The sequence below is a fragment of the Micromonospora sp. CPCC 205739 genome, assembly GCF_036906795.1.
Taxonomy (GTDB): Bacteria; Actinomycetota; Actinomycetes; order Mycobacteriales; family Micromonosporaceae; genus Micromonospora.
Map to the genome: position 1 here is coordinate 285142 of NZ_JBAKHS010000007.1, position 15802 is coordinate 300943.

13 protein-coding genes are annotated in these 15802 nt (G+C 74.6%); 9 read left to right on the forward strand and 4 right to left on the reverse strand.

The genetic code is table 11. From position 1 onward, the window contains the following. Window positions 1–34 precede the first annotated feature (34 nt). Window positions 35–1096: an NAD-dependent epimerase/dehydratase family protein gene (locus V6U88_RS13670; protein WP_334452963.1), complete on the reverse strand. Its 1062-nt coding sequence runs from the start codon at window positions 1094–1096 to the stop codon at window positions 35–37. Between the two features lie 181 nt (window positions 1097–1277). Here V6U88_RS13670 and V6U88_RS13675 point away from each other — a divergent pair, with 181 nt between their 5' ends. Together V6U88_RS13675 and V6U88_RS13680 are read left to right on the forward strand one after the other, a co-directional pair. Then, window positions 1278–2678, forward strand: a complete 1401-nt coding sequence (locus V6U88_RS13675; RefSeq protein ID WP_442934625.1) for a molybdopterin-dependent oxidoreductase — start codon at window positions 1278–1280, stop codon at window positions 2676–2678. Further along, window positions 2671–3114, forward strand: coding sequence for a hypothetical protein (locus V6U88_RS13680; RefSeq protein ID WP_334452964.1), 444 nt, complete (start codon window positions 2671–2673; stop codon window positions 3112–3114). The genes V6U88_RS13675 and V6U88_RS13680 overlap by 8 nt, the downstream gene beginning before the upstream one ends. 46 nt (window positions 3115–3160) lie before the next feature. Here V6U88_RS13680 and V6U88_RS13685 read toward each other — a convergent pair whose 3' ends face one another. Further along, complete coding sequence (locus V6U88_RS13685) at window positions 3161–3403, reverse strand: hypothetical protein (protein ID WP_334452965.1); 243 nt, start codon at window positions 3401–3403, stop codon at window positions 3161–3163. A gap of 194 nt (window positions 3404–3597) precedes the next feature. On the opposite strand from V6U88_RS13685, the gene V6U88_RS13690 reads away from it, so the two are divergent. From V6U88_RS13690 to V6U88_RS13710, 5 genes are all read left to right on the forward strand, one after another. After that, window positions 3598–4287 carry a hypothetical protein gene (locus V6U88_RS13690; RefSeq protein WP_334452966.1) on the forward strand — a complete coding sequence of 230 codons (690 nt, stop codon included), beginning with the start codon at window positions 3598–3600 and terminating at the stop codon, window positions 4285–4287. Then, a complete protein-coding gene (locus V6U88_RS13695) occupies window positions 4284–4694 on the forward strand; it encodes a phage holin family protein (protein WP_334452968.1) in 411 nt (136 codons plus the stop codon). Before V6U88_RS13690 ends, V6U88_RS13695 begins: the two co-directional genes overlap by 4 nt. A gap of 17 nt (window positions 4695–4711) precedes the next feature. Further along, window positions 4712–5398 (forward strand): DUF3618 domain-containing protein, encoded by a 687-nt coding sequence (locus V6U88_RS13700; protein WP_334452969.1) that lies wholly within the window; start codon window positions 4712–4714, stop codon window positions 5396–5398. Window positions 5399–5558: 160 nt separating this feature from the next. Next, window positions 5559–6893 carry an SWIM zinc finger family protein gene (locus V6U88_RS13705; protein ID WP_334452971.1) on the forward strand — a complete coding sequence of 445 codons (1335 nt, stop codon included), beginning with the start codon at window positions 5559–5561 and terminating at the stop codon, window positions 6891–6893. Continuing rightward, entirely contained in the window at window positions 6890–9445 is a 2556-nt protein-coding gene (locus tag V6U88_RS13710; RefSeq protein ID WP_334452973.1) for a DUF6493 family protein, read from the forward strand. The genes V6U88_RS13705 and V6U88_RS13710 overlap by 4 nt, the downstream gene beginning before the upstream one ends. Before the next feature lie 52 nt (window positions 9446–9497). Here V6U88_RS13710 and V6U88_RS13715 read toward each other — a convergent pair whose 3' ends face one another. Beyond that, entirely contained in the window at window positions 9498–10574 is a 1077-nt protein-coding gene (locus tag V6U88_RS13715) for a PIN domain-containing protein (protein WP_334452974.1), read from the reverse strand. A 417-nt stretch (window positions 10575–10991) separates the two neighbouring features. Here V6U88_RS13715 and V6U88_RS13720 point away from each other — a divergent pair, with 417 nt between their 5' ends. Further along, entirely contained in the window at window positions 10992–11225 is a 234-nt protein-coding gene (locus V6U88_RS13720) for a hypothetical protein (protein ID WP_334452977.1), read from the forward strand. Window positions 11226–11314: 89 nt separating this feature from the next. Continuing rightward, complete coding sequence (locus V6U88_RS13725; protein ID WP_334452978.1) at window positions 11315–11962, forward strand: aspartate/glutamate racemase family protein; 648 nt, start codon at window positions 11315–11317, stop codon at window positions 11960–11962. A 72-nt stretch (window positions 11963–12034) separates the two neighbouring features. Here the strand turns inward: V6U88_RS13725 and V6U88_RS13730 are convergent, their stop codons facing one another. Further along, window positions 12035–15691 carry a discoidin domain-containing protein gene (locus V6U88_RS13730; protein ID WP_334452980.1) on the reverse strand — a complete coding sequence of 1219 codons (3657 nt, stop codon included), beginning with the start codon at window positions 15689–15691 and terminating at the stop codon, window positions 12035–12037. Window positions 15692–15802 lie beyond the last annotated feature (111 nt).

Consider the following 15802-nt stretch of genomic DNA (forward strand, 5'->3'; position numbering starts at 1 on the left):
CGCGGCGCGGGGCGGCGGGCGGCGCGGCGGGCGGTCAGGCTGGTAGGGCGGCTGGGTCGCGGAGGGGGTCGGTGGCGAAGGCCGTGATGCCGTCGAGGAATCCGACCCGGGCGGTGTAGCCGAGCAGCTCGCGGGCGCGGGCGGGGTCGGCGACCACGTGCCGCACGTCCGCGGCGCGGGCCCCGCCGACCACCTCCGGCGCCGGCCCGCCCATCGCCGCTGCGAGCGCGGCGGCGAGGTCGCCGACGGTGTGCGGCTCGCCGGAGCAGACGTTGAGCGGCACCAGGCCGTCCGGGACCGGCGCGGTCAGCGCCAGCAGGTTCGCCCGCGCCACGTCGGTGACGTGCACGAAGTCGCGGCGCTGCCGACCGTCCTCGTAGACCCGGGGCGGCCGGCCGGCCGCCAGCGCCGACCGGAAGATCGACGCGACCCCGGCGTACGGGGTGTCGCGGGGCATCCGGGGGCCGTAGACGTTGTGGTAGCGCAGCGCCCACACCCCGCCCCCGGTCTGCCGGGCCCAGGCGGCGGCCAGGTGCTCCTGCGCCAGTTTGCTGGCCGCGTACGTGCTGCGCGGCTCCAGCGGGGCGTCCTCCGGGACAAGTTCGGGGGCGAGGGTGCCGGCGCATCGCGGGCAGGTGGGGTCGTACCGGCCGGCGGCCAGGTCGGCGGCGCGGCGCGGGGCGGGGCGGACGACGCCGTCGCGGGCGCAGGCGTAGCGCCCCTCGCCGTAGACCACCATCGAGCTGGCCAGCACCAGCCGGGACACGCCGGCCCGGTGCATCGCGGCGAGCAGCACCGCGGTGCCGTAGTCGTTGTGGCTGGCGTAGTCGGGGGCGTCCGACGGGTCGAGTCCGTGCCCGACCATCGCCGCCTGGTGGCAGACCGCGTCCACCCCGGCCAGCAGGTCGTCGAGCAGTCCCGGGTCCCGCACGTCGCCGATCACCGGGTCGTGCTGGCGGGACCACTCGGGCAGCGCGCCCCCGTGTGCCTGCGGCAGCAGCGCGTCCAGGCCCACGACCTGGTGCCCCTCGGCGACGAGCAAGTCCGCGACCTGCGATCCGATGAACCCGGCCGCGCCGGTGACCAGTACCCGCATTCCCGTCACGCTAGGTCAGTCGGGTGGCTTGCGGGCCGGTTCGGGCCGGACGTCAGCACTCCGTAAGGGACGGACGGTAAGCCTTCGGTAATGCGGCAAAGCAGACCGGCCGGCGGCAGCGCCGTCTAGCGTCCTGCACCAGGGGCGCCGGCCCCGAGCAGTCCCGCCCGCAGGAGGAACCGTGTCCGCCGACCCGCCGCCACCGCCCGGCGACCCGACGCCCGGGCACGGCGGGCCGGGGCGGGCTGCCGGGTCGTCCACCGGGACGACCGACACCCAGGGGTACGCCTACCCGGCGCGGCTGTGGCGGGCGCTGGACCGGCACCGCCCGCCGGGTGTCGACGCCACCGCCGAGGCCTGGCGCAGTCCGGTACGCGGCCCGTGGCTCACCTCCCTGTTCGGGGCCGTCCTGCTCGCCACCCTGCCGCTGGTGATCGTCACCGGGCTGCTGGACTGGATCGCCTACGGCCCCCGGCTCGGCCAGGCGTTCCCCCGCGACGTGGGCTGGCTGCACCCGCCCGTCTTCGACTGGCCGACCCGGCCGGCCTGGCTGTTCCGGCTCACCCAGGGCCTGCACGTCACGCTCGGCATCGTGCTGGTCCCGGTGGTGCTGGGCAAGCTCTGGTCGGTGGTGCCGAAGCTCTTCGACTGGCCGCCGGCCCGCTCGGTGGCCCAGGTGCTGGAACGGCTCTCGCTGCTGCTGCTGGTCGGCGGGATCCTCTTCGAGATGGCCACCGGCCTGCTCAACATCCAGTACGCGTACCTGTTCGGGTTCGACTTCTACACCGCGCACTGGTACGGCGCCTGGGTCTTCACCGCCGCCCTGGTCACCCACGTGGCGGTGAAGCTGCCCCGGATGGTCACCGTGCTGCGCGGGCCGGGCTTCGCGCGTACCCCGTTGGCGCGGACCCGGGCGGAGCCGCCGGATCCGGACGGCCTGGTGTCCCGGCGGCCCGGGCCGGCGACGATGAGCCGGCGTGGGGTGCTGGCCCTGGCCGGCGGCGGCGCGCTGCTGCTGGCGGCGCTGACCGTCGGGCAGAGCCTGGACGGGGTGCTGCGCCGCACCGCGCTGCTGCTGCCCCGGGGCCGGCAGCCCGGCGACGGGCCGAACGGCTTCCCGGTCAACCGCACCGCCGCCGCGGCCGGCATCCAGCCCGCCCACACCGGGGCGGGCTGGCGGCTGACCGTACGCGCCGGCGACCGAAGCGTCGAGCTGGACCGGGCCGGGCTGCTCGCGATGGCGCAGCACACCGCAGACCTGCCGATCGCCTGCGTGGAGGGCTGGTCGACGTCACAGACCTGGACCGGGGTGCGGCTGCGGGACCTCGCCGCGCTGGTCGGCGCGCCCGCGACGGCCACGGCGTCGGTCCGGTCGCTGGAGCGGGCCGGCCTGTTCAGCGCGGCCCGGTTGCAGGCCAACCAGGTCCGCGACCGGGACTCGCTGCTCGCCCTGCGGGTCAACGGGGTCGACCTCTCCCCCGACCACGGCTATCCGGCGCGGATCGTCGTGCCGGCGCTGCCCGGCGTGCATTGCACCAAGTGGGTCCGGGAGATCGCCTTCGAGGGGCGCGCCGATGGCTAGGTTCCGGCGGGCCTACGGCGCCGCGCCCTGGCACCTGCTGCTCCTGCTCGGCTGCTTCGCGGTGACCGGCTGGGTCGTGCTGCGGCTGGCCGGGGAACCGACGGCGGTGCAGATGCTGCTCTGGTTCCTCGGCGCGGTCGTCGCCCACGACCTGCTGCTGTTCCCGGTCTACGCGCTGGCCGACCGGGCGCTGCGCGCCGGCGTGCGTCGTCGGGGTGCCCCGTCGGCGCTGAACCACGTCCGGGTGCCCGCCCTCGCCGCCGGCCTGCTCCTGCTCGTCCACCTCCCCGGCGTCCTCGGTCTCGGCGACGGCACGTACCGGGCGGCGACCGGGCTGGAGCCCCGGCCGCTGCTGGCCCGCTGGCTGGCGGTCAGCGCGGCGCTCTTCGCCGCCAGCGCGGCCCTTTACGCGCTGCGCCGGCGGCGACACCGCTGAGCGGGACGAGCCGATGGGTCGGGCCGGGCACTCTCGTGCCCGGCCGTCACCGCTTCGAGGACAACGAGGTGTCCCCTGGGCCACCGGTCGGCGTGATGAAGGCCGGGGATTCACCGGCCGGGGTCTCGGTCCCGCCGCCGGTGCCGGTCCACTCGCCACCGGCCCCCCGACGGCGCCGCAGCGCCGCGGCCCCGGCCGCTCCCACCGTCATGACGACCGCCGCCAGCGGCCACCAGTTCCGGCGCCCCATCTTGGCGGCTCGCCTCTTCTGCAACATCGTCATTCTCATGCGCCCATTGTCGGTGGCCCCACCGGCGCCGGGCGGCGAAATCGAGACCTCCATCCGCCCTGTTCGGGTGATTCCCCGGGCCTGCCGGTGGCCGTCGCGCACACCGGCGGCCCGGATGACGAGTACGCCGGGCGTCGACGGGTAACCGCCGATCCCGTTCCTGCACGAAGGCGGGCCCGACGAAGGGAGATCGGATGACGACGGGTAGGGGATCATCTCCGCCGCCGGCCGGATCGGGCGGCGGCGCGGCCGGAAAGGTCCAGCAGGCGGCCGGACAGGTCCAGCATGCGGCCGGACAGGCGCAGCAGGAGGCGACCCGGCTCGGCCACGAGACGGCGCAGGCCGGCGGCCACACCGCCCGGCAGGCGGTCGAGCAGGGCAGGCAGGTCGCCTCGGAGGGCCGCCAGCAGGTACGCAACCTGCTCGGCGAGGCCTCCGCGCAGGCGCGTACGCAGGCGCATGAGCAGCAACGGCGCGCCGCCGAGAGCCTGCGCTCGCTGGGTTCGCAGTTGCGCACCATGGCCGACGGCACCGAGGGTGGCATGGCCGCGGAGGTCGTGCGTCGCGGCGCTGACGCCGCCCAGCAGGCCGCCGGCTGGCTGGACGAGCGGGAGCCCGGGACGCTGCTGCGGGAGGCGCGCGACTACGCCAGCCGGCACCCGGGCGCGTTCCTGGCCGGTGCCGCGATCGCCGGACTGCTCGCCGGACGGTTGGGCCGCGCGCTCACCGGGGGCCCGGATGGCCAGGGCGGAGGGGGTGGCATCGACACGTCCCGCGCGGAGGGCTTCCAGCCGGCGGGCGAGACGCCGTTGCGGGCGCCGGCCACGCCGGACACCGCCGCACCGCTGCGCCACGGGCCGATGGGCCGTGAGGTGGGCCCATGAGCGCATCGCCCATGGGCGCCGGCGGTGGTCCCGACAAGACCCAGGCCTCCATCGGTGAGCTGCTCGCCGACGCCACCCGCAACTTCTCCACCCTCCTGCGCAAAGAGGTCGAACTCGCCAAGGCGGAGGTGCGGGAGGAGGCCCGCAGCCTGGGCATGGTGGCCGGCATGTTCGTCGCCGCCGCGATCGCGGCGCTGCTGACCCTGGTGTTCCTGTCGCACGCCCTGTGGTGGGCGCTGTCCAACGTCATGGACCAGGGCTGGGCCGCGCTGATCGTCGCCGTGATCTGGGCGGTGATCGGCGCTGTGCTGGCCGCCAAGGCCCGGCAGCAGCTACGTACGGTGCGTACCCTGCCGCGTACCAAACAGACCGCGCACGAGATTCCGGATGCGGTCAGAGGCCGCTGAAGCCGAAGGGAGTCGCCATGTCCAGCGATCCGGACCGGATCCGGCACGACATCGAGACAACCAGAGCCGACCTGAGCAGTGACGTCGACGCGCTGACCGACAAGGTCAACCCGCGCCGGATCGCCGCCGCGCCGGTGAACCGCGCCCGTGGCGGGGTGAACCGCGCCCGTGGCCGGTGGAGCCGGATGGTCGACACGATCATGGGCAATGCCCGGCACGCCCGCGACGTCACCGCCCATCAGACGGACAACATGACGCACCGGTTCTCCGACACCGCCCACCAGGCGGCCGACGTGACGCACCGGGTCTCCGACACCGCCCAACAGGGCGTCGCCACCGCAGGTGAGCGGGCGCGGACGCTCACCCACGCCTCACGTGAGCGCGCCGAGGGCAACCCGCTCGCCGCGGGTCTCATCGCCTTCGGCGTGGGCGCGCTCGCCTCGTCCCTCCTGCGGCCGAGCCGGCGGGAGCGGGACCTGGCGGAGCGGGCCAAGCACGAGCTGATGGAGCACTCCGGCCAGCTCAAACAGCAGGCCGGCGGGCTGATGCACGAGGTTCAGGACAATCTGCGGGAACCCGTCCAACAGGCGGCCCGGCAGGTCGGGTCCACCGCCGCCCGAGGCGCGGCCGCGGTCGGGGAGACCGGCGTCGGGGAGGCGCGGCACATCCGCGACGACGCCCGGGAGGCGCCACGCCGGTGGTGACACCGGCCGACACCGGGTACGGCGGCGGGCCCGCCCGGGCCCGCCGCGCCCGGCTGTAAGGGCGCCGACCGAGGCGGGGCGGATCCGGTGCCGCGGCTGAGCGTCGGACGCCACCACGACGATCCGTCGGTGTCGGGGGTCACTCGTACTGTTCCCAGCCGTGAGCGCCCTTCAGACGTACCGCTACCTCCGACCGTCCGCACTGCACGCCGGTGACCTGGCGTTGCAGACCAGCGGTGGGCCCGCCACCAATCCCCGGTTCTTCTCCGGTTTCCTGACCACGCCGCAGGCGGCCGCCGCGGGGCTGCTGGCGGTCGCCGAGGTCGCCCGGACCCGGTACCACCAGCCGGTCAGCCCGGCGAGCCTCGACCCCGTCGTCACCGGCGCCCGGGACCGGATGCGCTTCGAGTCGTTCTCCGGCTGCTGCGGGGTGTACGCGCGGCTGGACGTCGTACCGGCCGGCTTCGACGGCGACGTCGTCGAGCACGGCACCACCAACGTCGACGTGAACGCACCGCTGCGGGAGGCGCTGGCCCGGGTGGGCGGCATCGACCCGCTGCACCTGTCGGTGGGGCCGGACGACCTCACCGTGTCCACGCTCGACGGTCCGGTGGTGGAGAAGAAGGTGCCGCTGCCCGGGCGGTGGCTGCGGGGCTTCGCCGAGGTCCACGTGATGGCGGCGGCGATGGAGCCCCGGGCGGAGGTCCCGGCGGCGGAGGCGGCGGCCTTCCTGCGCCGGCTGCCCGCGGGCAACGACCGGTCGGTGCTCTGGGTGGTGCCGGCGGGGCGCTCGTTGCGGCTGACGTCGCGGCCCGCGCCCGGCGCGGTGTGCCTGGCCGGCGCCGGACGCCTGGCCACGCTGCGTGGGCTGCTCCGGCACGCGCGGACGCTGCGGATGTACGGGCCACCGGCGACGGCCGGCTCGCCTGCGCTGCCCAGCGTGTGGGAGCTCGACACGGGCGCGTTGCGGCTGTCGCTGACCCTGTCGCCGGAGCCCTACCGGGGCTTCTCCGGCGAGGGCGGGGCGCTGAGCGCACTCGCCGGCGACGACGTGGTGGACGACGCCGCGCTGGTCGGGGCCCTGCTGTCCTGGGACCCGACGATCGACGTGTCCGCGCTGGCCGAGTCGGCCGGGATCACCGCCGACCGGGTCCGCGCCGCGCTGGCCCAGTTGGGCACCGCGGGCCGGGTCGGCTTCGACGTGGCCGAGGCGGGCTACTTCCACCGGGTGCTGCCGTACGACGCCGGGCGGGCCGAACGGGACAATCCCCGGCTGGTCGGAGCGCGGGCGCTGGTTGAGGCGGGCGCGGTCACGCTCGACGGCGAGGCCGCGACCGTCCGCCACGGCGACGAGGTCTACCGGGTCCGCCGCCGACCGGACGGCTCGCACACCTGTTCCTGCCCCTGGTGGGCGCGGCACCGGGGTCAGCGGGGGCCCTGCAAGCACGCGCTGGCCACGACGATGGTGGGCGCGCCGGTGGAGGTCGGGGCGTGACCGATCCGTTCGAGTTCCTGGTCCGGGGCGATGTCGGCGCGGCCGTCGACGCGGTCGTCGCGTTGGACGACGAGCGCCGGCGGTCGTTCGCCGCAGGGCTGGTGGCCCACGTGCGCCGGCGGCGCGACAACTGGTGGTGGAACGACGAGGCGACAGCCCTGGCGGTGGCCGTGGTGGGGTGCCTGCCGACCGCCGCGACGGCGGCCGACCTGCTGGGCCGGCGCAACGTGTCGCTGCGGGCCGCCGACGCCGGCCCGGTGGTCCAGGTCGCGCGGATGCGCGGGGTGTCCTGGCTGGCCGAGCTGGCGTACCGGCTGGCGGACCGGCCCCGCCGGGACGATCCGACGGGCGACTGGGATTTCGTCGCCGAGTTGCTCCGGGTCGAGAAGGCGGCGGCGCCGACCGGTGACTGGTTCGTCGAGGGTTGGCTCGCCCGGATGGCGTGGCCTCCGGAGTGGCAGCGGCCGGTCCCGCTGGTGGACCGGCTGCGGGCAGACGTGTTCCTCGACGCCCTGGTGCCGCGGCTGTTCGAGGTGGACGGCGCCGGCGCGCGGATGGCCTTCGACGAGTTCATGACCGACGAGAAGCTGGCCCTGCCGCGAGCGCTGGTGCTACTGGCCGGCGAGGGCCGCCTGGACCGGACGACCCTGCTGGCCGGCTGCGTGAGCCGGCTGCTGCGCGGTGACCGGCCGGGCGCGTTGCGCCCGTTCGTCGCCCTGCACACCCTGCTGGAGCCCACCGCCGCCGAGGTCGACCGGCGGCGCGGTGACTATCTGCGCCTGCTCGCCGACGCCCCCGGGCCGGTGGCGTCGATGGCGCAGAAGACGCTGCGGGCGCGCGACGGCGGGGAGGTCGAGGGGTTGCTCGACGCGTCCCGGGCGGTCCTGGTCCGGCCGGACCGGGCGCTGGTGCGCGCCCAGCTCGGGTGGCTGGACCAGCTCGCCCGCCGCCACCCCGACCGCGCGGCGGAGATCGCCGAGGTCCTCGCGGTGGCGGTCGATCATCCGGCGGCGGACGTGCGGGACCGGGCCGGCGCGTTGGCCGCCCGGCACGGGCACGTGATCGCCCCGGTCGTCGTGGTGGGTCCGATGGGCGACGACCTGCCGCCACCGGCCGGGCCGCTGCCCGCGCTCCCGGCCATCGCCGACCCGGACGAGCTGGCGGAGGAGGTCGCCTCGCTGCTGGGCGGCCCCACGACGGTGTCCGGCCTGGAGCGGGTCCTCGACGGGGTGGTACGGCTCGCCGGCGCGGACCGCGCCCGCCTGAAGGACGCCCTGCTCCCGGTGCTGCGGCGGCATCGCGGCGGCGCGGAGGAGCACTCGTGGGATCCGTGCTGCCTGTGCGGTCTCCTCGGCGGGGTCCTGCTCGCGGCGGCCGACCCGGTCGAGGGGGGCGTACGGCGGGGCCGGTGGGCCGCGATGCTGGCGGCGTTGCGGCGCCGGACGCCCGGCGGGTACCCCCGCGATGCGCGGGTACCACCGCCGCACCGCCTGCTGCGCGCCCGGCTGGCCGAGATCGGTGAGCGCGTCGGCCCACCCCGCCACCCGGGTCTGCTCGCGGCCCCGACGACGGCCAACGGCGCCGTCGACCCGGAGGTGCTCTACGAGCGCCTGGCCCGGCTCGGCGACCGGGGCGCGTGGGAGGTGGACCTGACGCAGGCCCTGCTGCGGCTGCCCGCCCGGGTCGACGAACCGCTCGCGGCCCGGGCGGCGGCGCTCGGCACGCCCGCCGGGGACCGGCTCGCCGCGTGGCTGCGCGCCGGTGGTCTGCCGACCCCGGGCCAGCGGGTGGTCACGCTGCCGCGCCGGGAGCGCCGGCCGAACTACGACTGGGGGTACGACGAGCTGCCCCGGCAGCGCACGCATGTCCAGCTCGACCCGCCCGACGGGGTCGACGATCCGTTCGGCCTGCTCACCGTGCCGGCCGGGTCCGTCGACAGCTACGTCGGCGACGCGGCCCTGCTCTGGCCGGCCGTGCTGCCCGGGTACCGGGGGCTGGTCGCGGCGTACGCGCTGCCCGACGTCGCCAGCGGCGCCGACCAGGACGTCTCCGGCGGCGCCGCGATCCTGCCGCTGCTCGCGGAGTGCGGAGGCGACGGCGGCCCGGCGGTCGACCTCGCCCTCGCGTACGGCCTGGGGGCCCGGCAGGAGTCCGACCGGGTCGCCGCCGTCGACGCCCTGCTGGTGCTGGCCGCCGCCGGCGACCTGGACGCGCCCGCGGTCGGGACCCACCTGGGCGTCCTCGCCGCCGCCGGTGACCTCACGCTGGCCCGGGTCGTCCAGCCGCTGCGCGACGCGGCCGCCGCCGGCGCCCCGCTGAGCACCTGGCGGCTGCTCGCCGCCGCGTTGCCCGCGCTGCTCACGGCGGCGAAGGCCCCGCGGGGCACCCCGGACCTGCTGACTCTGGCGGCGGACACGGCGAGCGCGACCGGGGTCCGGATCGAGGTGCCCGGGCTGGCCGACGTCGCCGCCCGGGGCGGGTCGAGCCGCCTGGTCGGCGAGGCACGACGGCTGACGGCCGCGCTCGACGGAGCCGGAGTGCCGATCGGGTGAGCCGGCGGGCACGCCGGGGCCGACCGAGGCGGTCCCGGCGCGCCGGTCCGGGTCAGGAGGGCCGGGGCGTGAGCAGGTAGTCGTCGGCCTCGGTGTTCCACTCCAGCTGGACGACCCCGCTGGTGGCGGCGGCCTTGCAGAACTGCAGGAAGCTGCGGTAGCCGAGCTTCTTCTCGCTGAACTGCGGCCGCGCCCGCCGGAGCTGGTTCTTGAGGCCGGACAGCGCCACCGTGCCGTCGGCGCCGGCCAGCTCCTTCACCACGGTGCGGAGCAGCCCGAACGCCTCCTCCCGGTCACCGTGTTCGGGCAGGGAGACCTCGGGGTCGCCCTTGGCGGGGCCCTCCGCCAGCTCGACGACGTTCTGCGTGGCGAGGTGGCGCAGCAGTTCGCCGAAGGTGCGGAAACCGTAGTCGGACTCGCTGAAGGTCGGGTCCTTGCGCAGCAGCGTGCGCTTCAACGTCGAGGCGGTCACCGCACCGCTGGAGCTGCCCTGGAGGCCGGCCACGGTCTGGGCCACCAGCACCGCGAGGGTCTCCACGTCCCGGGCCGGTTCCTCGGCCGTGGCCCGGGGCTCGGGCTCCTGCTCCACCTGCTGCGGCTCCGGGCTGGGCAGCCGCGCCGGCCGGGTACGCGGGGCACGGGTCGGCGGGATCTCCACCCCCTCCAGCCGGTCGTAGTAGAGGAACTCGTCGCAGGCGGGCGGGAGCAGCGCGGACGTGGACTTCTCCACCCCGACGCCGATGACCCGCTTGTTGAGCTCACGGAGCTTGTGGACCAGCGGGGTGAAGTCGCTGTCGCCGGTGCAGATCACGAACGTCGAGATGTAGTCCCGCTCGAAGGCCAGCTCCACCGCGTCGACCGCCATCTTGATGTCGGCGGCGTTCTTGCGGGAGGCGCCCATGCGTTGGGGTATCTCGATCAGCTCGACGTGGGACCGGGTGAGCATCCGGCGGTCCTCGTCGAAGTACGACCAGTCCGCGTAGGCCCGCCGCACGACCACCCGGCCCCGCTCGGCGAGCGCGTCGGCGATGGGGCGGAAGTCGAAGGCCATCCCGCCGCGGTGGTCGCGCGCCCCCAGCGCGAGGTTCTCGTAGTCGAGGAACAGGGCGATCCGGTCTTCTTGATCCACGCCGGTCAGCCTACGCCGGGGTCCGGCCGGACATCGGCGACCTCGCGCGGCGCGCCCGGCGGGTCGGGCTCGCCGACGCGCTCGCGGGACGGGCGGCGCCGCCCGTCCCGCGTGCGGCGGGCGGAGTCGGATCAATGACAGTCGTTGCGCGCGCTGCCCCACCGCACGCTCACCACCTCGCCCAAGGCGAAGATCATATGGCGCTTGAACTGGCCTTTTGCTGATTGTTGCTGGCTATATTCAAGGCATCGCCCACCGTGCTGTGACTGACCGGGCCTGGCCGGTGCCGTGACCACAACGAATGACGACCGTCAGCGGTAATCGGCCGGTCGTCCTGTCAATGGGACTCGACCGGGGGTGGGAATTGCGCCGCCGACGCTCGAGAATCCTTCACAGCAGCACGGAGATCGGAGACCGATGCCCGCTCCGCACGATCCGATGATTCCGTCGTGGCAGTGCCGCGACTGCGGGAGTGAATGGCCGTGCCCCAGCCGGCGGCAGATCCTGCTCGACGAGTACCGGCAGCAGTCGACGAACCTGCGGGTCTACCTCGCCACCTGCCTCACGTCGGCCACCCAGGACCTCGCGGCCAGCCCCGCCGACCTGCGGGCCCGCTTCCTCGGCTGGGTGCCCCACCGGGTGCCCTCCTGAGAGCGTCCGCCGTGTCGCACGCCTCCGGTCAGCGGCCGGGCGGTCCACCGGGCCGGGGGCGTCTCGGGCGGCGGGTGTCATCCTGACGCGTGCCCATCATCGGTTTCCTGCACACCGCCGACGTCCACGTGTCGGCCTTCCGCGCCCTCACCGGGGAGCTCGCGCCCGACTGGCGGGACGTCCACGTCGTGGACCCGGGCCTGCTCGCGGACGCCAGGACCCACGGCGTCGACACCGACCTGCTGGCCCGCCTGCGCGCGCAGCTGCGACGGCTGGCGGCGGACGGGGCCGACGTGGTGGTCTGCACCTGCTCCACCCTGAGCGGGCACGCCGAGCGGGCGGCTCCCGAGGTGGGCGTCCCGGTGCTCCGCGTGGACCGGCCGATGGCCGAGGCGGCGGTCGCCGCCGGCCGACGCGTCGCCGTGGTGGCGGCGGTGCCGTCCACGCTGGAGCCGACCCTGGCGCTGCTGCGCGAGAGCGCGCACGCCGCCGGCGTGGACGTGTCGCTGCGTACGGTGTCCTGCCCGGACGCGTGGCCGCTCTTCGAGGCCGGCGAGCACGACGCGTACCTGCGCCGGATCGCCGCCCACGTGCGGGACGTCGCCGCCGAGGTGGACGTCGTGGTGCTGGCCCAGGCGAGCATGGCGCCCGCGATCGACCTGCTCGGCGACGTGGGCGTACCGGTGCTGTGCAGTCCCCGCTCCGCCGTGGCCCGGGCGACGGCGCGGCGCGGCTGACCCACCGGGCACGGCGCGGCCGCCGCCGGAGGGCGGTGTGCCCTCCGGCGGCGGCCGGTTCCCCGACGGGGGTCAGCTCCGGTTGATGGTGAAGGTGGACGTGGTGTTGCGGATGTCCTGGTAGTTGTTGCTCAGCCGCAGGTTGACGAAGGTGGCGGAGCCGACCGCCGGGCCCTGGCCGGGCTCCGGCATCTCGTTGGCCCAGATCCCGAAGCCCGACTTGGCGTCGAAGGCGTCACCACTCTTGCGGGCGCCGCTGATCGACACGTTGGTGAAGACCGTGTCGGTGACCGGGTTCTGCGGCTGGCCGCCGACGTAGTTGGTCTGGAACATGATGCCGCTGTAGGTCGGGTCGACGATGTCGACGTCGCTGACCCGGATGCCCTGGAACACCTTCGAGGCGGAGAAGACCCAGATCGCCGGGAAGGTCTGCCCGCCCCAGAAGTGCCCGCCGGCGCGGACGATGGAGATGTTCTCGAACCGGGTGGGCGGGTCGGCGCCGAAGCCGTTCATCGGGTAGCCGAAGTCCAGCGAGCTGATCGTGATGCCCGAGTAGACCAGCGTGTCGGCGATGTAGATGTTGCGGAAGGTGTTGCCGTACCCGCCGTACACGGCCACCCCGGCGGCCCGCCAGGTCAGGATCGACGTCAGGTTCTCGTAGACGTTGTCCTTCATGTCGGCGCCGCCGGCGTCGATCGCCGAGAAGAGCGCGAAGCTGTCGTCGCCGGTGGCCCGCGCCTCGTTGTTGCTGACCAGGTTGTTGGTGCTGCCGTTGGTCATGTTGACGCCGTCGGCGAACATGTTCCGGATCCGGGAGTTCTTGATCGTGACGTAGTCGGTGTTGGCGCCCCAGTAGAGGCAGACCATGTGCTCGTTCCAGATGTTGTCGATCACCATGTTCGACACGTTGGCGAAGTCGAACACCTTGCCCGGACCGTCGATCCGCGAGGTGTAGTTGCCGAAGTAGGCGAAGTTGGCGAACGACGATCCGTTGGCCGACGCCTCCGCCCGGAACCCGATGTCGGTGTTGTCCTGCGTCGACGGGGCGTTGAAGCGGGTGTACCAGGGGCCGGCGCCGACGACCTTGACCGCCTTGCCGTACACCTGGAACTTCGACGCGGTGGAGTAGTTCCCCGCCGGCAGGTACACCCCGATCAGGTTGCCGCTGGTGTCCATCCGCACCCGGTCCAGGGCGTTCTGCACGTCCTGATGGGTGAAGCCGGCCGGCACCGCGTAGCGGGCCGGGTCCGGGTTGGCGATCGGCGCGACCTGCTCGGTGTTGATGAAGTCGATCGCGTACGTGGTGGTGTTCGCCGGGTCCTTCTGGAGCCGGATCCTGCTGCCGGCCGGCACCGTCGAGTTGAGCATGACGTTGGCCTCGTCGTAGATGTGCCGCGGTCCGCCCGCGCCCGGCGAGTTGCCCGGGCTGGCCTCGGCCCCGTACAACCAGGCGTACCGGGAGGTGAGGTCGATGGCCTTGTGGAAGGCGCCGTTGACGTAGACGTTCAACGTCGAGTTGATGCCACCGCCGCCCGGGGCGTCCGGGATGGAGAAGCGGGTGACCAGCGTGTTGGTGCTGGCCCGGGTGGTGAACTCGACGTAGCTGCCGGTCGAGTTGAGGGTCACCGCGCGCCGGCCGGACGCCTCGCCGGCCAGGTCGCCGACGGTCCGGTTCGGTCCGACCACGGCCGCGCCGCCGCCGACCACGCCGTCCTCGGCCTCGTACATGTCGTACGGCATGTTGGCGCCCCGCCCGACGAAGAGCGGCCGGTCGCTGGTGTTGTTGGCCTGCTTGGCGGGCAGTTCGTTGGCGTCGGTCGCGAGCACCACCCGGACGGTGTACTTCCCGTTCGCGGCGGTCCACGTGCCCAGGTTGACCGGGCCGGCCGTGGCCCCGGCGTTGATCACACCCGAGTACGAGCCGGTCAGCGTGCGGACCACGGTGTTCGCCTCGTTGAGCACGGTCAGCGTGATGCCGTGCGCGCCGGAGGCCGAGGCGACGCTGCCCGCGTTGCGCAACGTCACGGAGAAGCTGACGGTGCTCCCGGCCGACGGGTTGCCGGGCGTCCAGGTGACCGCCGAGGCGACCAGGTCCGAGCTGGCCACCGGGTTCACCACCAGCGGGGACGGGCTGGTGTAGCTGTTGTTCGTCTCGTCCTGCTCGATAACCGCGTTCGCCTCGTCGACCTTGGCGCTCAGCGGGTAGCTGCCCGCCGCGCGGGTGCCGATGTTCGCCGTGACGGTGGTCGAGGCGCCGGCCGCCAGCCCGCCGACCGCGGCGGTGCCGACCCGCACGCCGCCGAGGTAGAGGTTGACGTTGGTCGCGGCGGAGGCCGCCGTCCCGGCGTTACGGACGGTGGCGGAGAGGGTGACCGCGTCGGCCTCGTTCGGGTTGGCCGGGCTGGCCGACAGGGCGGTGACGGTCAGGTCCGGGTTGGGGGCCGGCGTGCCGATCACCTGGAACTCGGCGACCTGGCCGCCGGGGGCGCCGGAGTTGGCGGTGAAGGTCAGCCGCAGGTCGGCGGCGGTGGCGGAGACCGGGATGGTCACCGTGTTGCCGGACGCCGGGTTGAAGGTGTAGCCGGCCGGGCCGACCAGGCTGGTGAACGACGTGCCGCTCTGCTCCCGGCCGAGCACCTGCACCGTCTGGGTGCGGGTCCCCCAGGCCGGATCCGGGTTGAGCTTGAGCACCACCGAGCTGACGCCGGCGTTCGCTCCGAGCTGCACGGTCAGCGTGCCCGGGTAACCGCCGCTCTCCCAGTACGTCGCCACGTTGTTGTCGATGGCGTTGGTCGCGACGTAGGTGTGCACGTACGAGGAGGCCGTGATCGGCTTGCCGACCGCGAGGTTGGTGCCGCCGGTGCCGCTGCCGGTACGGGTCACCGTGTTGCTGTTCGGCGACTGGTTGCCGGCGGCGTCCTTCGCCCGGACGTGATACGAGACCGTGGCGCTGGCCGGCTGGTTGTCGGTCCAGGTCAGCACGGTTCCGGCGACGCTGCCGCGCAGCACGCCGTTGGCGTAGACGTCGTATCCGGTCACCCCCACGTTGTCGCTGGAGGCGTTCCAGGTCAGCCGGATCTGCCCGCTGACCGGCTGGGTGTAGGCCAGGTTGGTCGGGGCGGTCGGCGCCTGGGTGTCCCCGGCGGCCGGCCCGTACAGCTCGAACTCGGAGAGCTGCCCGGCCGGCCAGCCGGTGTTGCCGGTGAAGTTCAGGCGGACGTACCGGCTGCCGGTGGCGGCGAACGTGATGGTCACCGTGTTGCCGGTGGCCGGGTTGAAGGTGTGGCCGGCGGACGCCTTCAGGGTGGTGAAGGACGAGCCGTCGGTGCTGCCGAGCACGGACAGCGTCTGGGTCCGGGTCTGCCAGGCGGCGGCCGGTGGCAGCTTCAGCACCAGCCGGTCCACGGTGACGGTGGCGCCGAGGTCGGCCTGGATCCACTGCGGGAAGGCGTTGTTGGCGCTCTCCCAGTAGGTGTCCGGGTTGCCGTCGTTGGCGTTCGCCGGGCCGTACGTCTGGGTGTGGCTGCTGGCGGTCATGCTGGCGGCGATCCCGGCGAGCGCCGCGGCGCTGGCGGGGGCCGGCGCGGCGGTCCGGGCGCCGCCGCCGGGGCCGGCCGGGGCGGCCGCCGCGGGCGGGGCCGGGGCGGCGGTCACCAGCAGGGCGGTGGCCAGCAGGCCGGCGGTCCACCACCGGCGGGGGGTACGTCGTCTCGTGCTGTTTCCGGGCATGGCGGGGTTGCACCTTCTTCCAGGGGTGGTGGGGTGCCCGCCGCGCGGGGGTCGCGGCGGGGTGCGGCTGCCGGGCCGGCCGGGTCGCGGGGACGGCCGACCGGCCCGGAG

Coding starts and splice junctions, on each gene's coding strand:
- V6U88_RS13670 (WP_334452963.1), bottom strand. CDS start 1,096: ATGCGGGTACTGGTCACCGGCGCGGCCGGGTTCATCGGATCGCAGGTC.
- V6U88_RS13680 (WP_334452964.1), top strand. CDS start 2,671: ATGGCTAGGTTCCGGCGGGCCTACGGCGCCGCGCCCTGGCACCTGCTG.
- V6U88_RS13685 (WP_334452965.1), bottom strand. CDS start 3,403: ATGAGAATGACGATGTTGCAGAAGAGGCGAGCCGCCAAGATGGGGCGC.
- V6U88_RS13690 (WP_334452966.1), top strand. CDS start 3,598: ATGACGACGGGTAGGGGATCATCTCCGCCGCCGGCCGGATCGGGCGGC.
- V6U88_RS13695 (WP_334452968.1), top strand. CDS start 4,284: ATGAGCGCATCGCCCATGGGCGCCGGCGGTGGTCCCGACAAGACCCAG.
- V6U88_RS13700 (WP_334452969.1), top strand. CDS start 4,712: ATGTCCAGCGATCCGGACCGGATCCGGCACGACATCGAGACAACCAGA.
- V6U88_RS13720 (WP_334452977.1), top strand. CDS start 10,992: ATGCCCGCTCCGCACGATCCGATGATTCCGTCGTGGCAGTGCCGCGAC.
- V6U88_RS13730 (WP_334452980.1), bottom strand. CDS start 15,691: ATGCCCGGAAACAGCACGAGACGACGTACCCCCCGCCGGTGGTGGACC.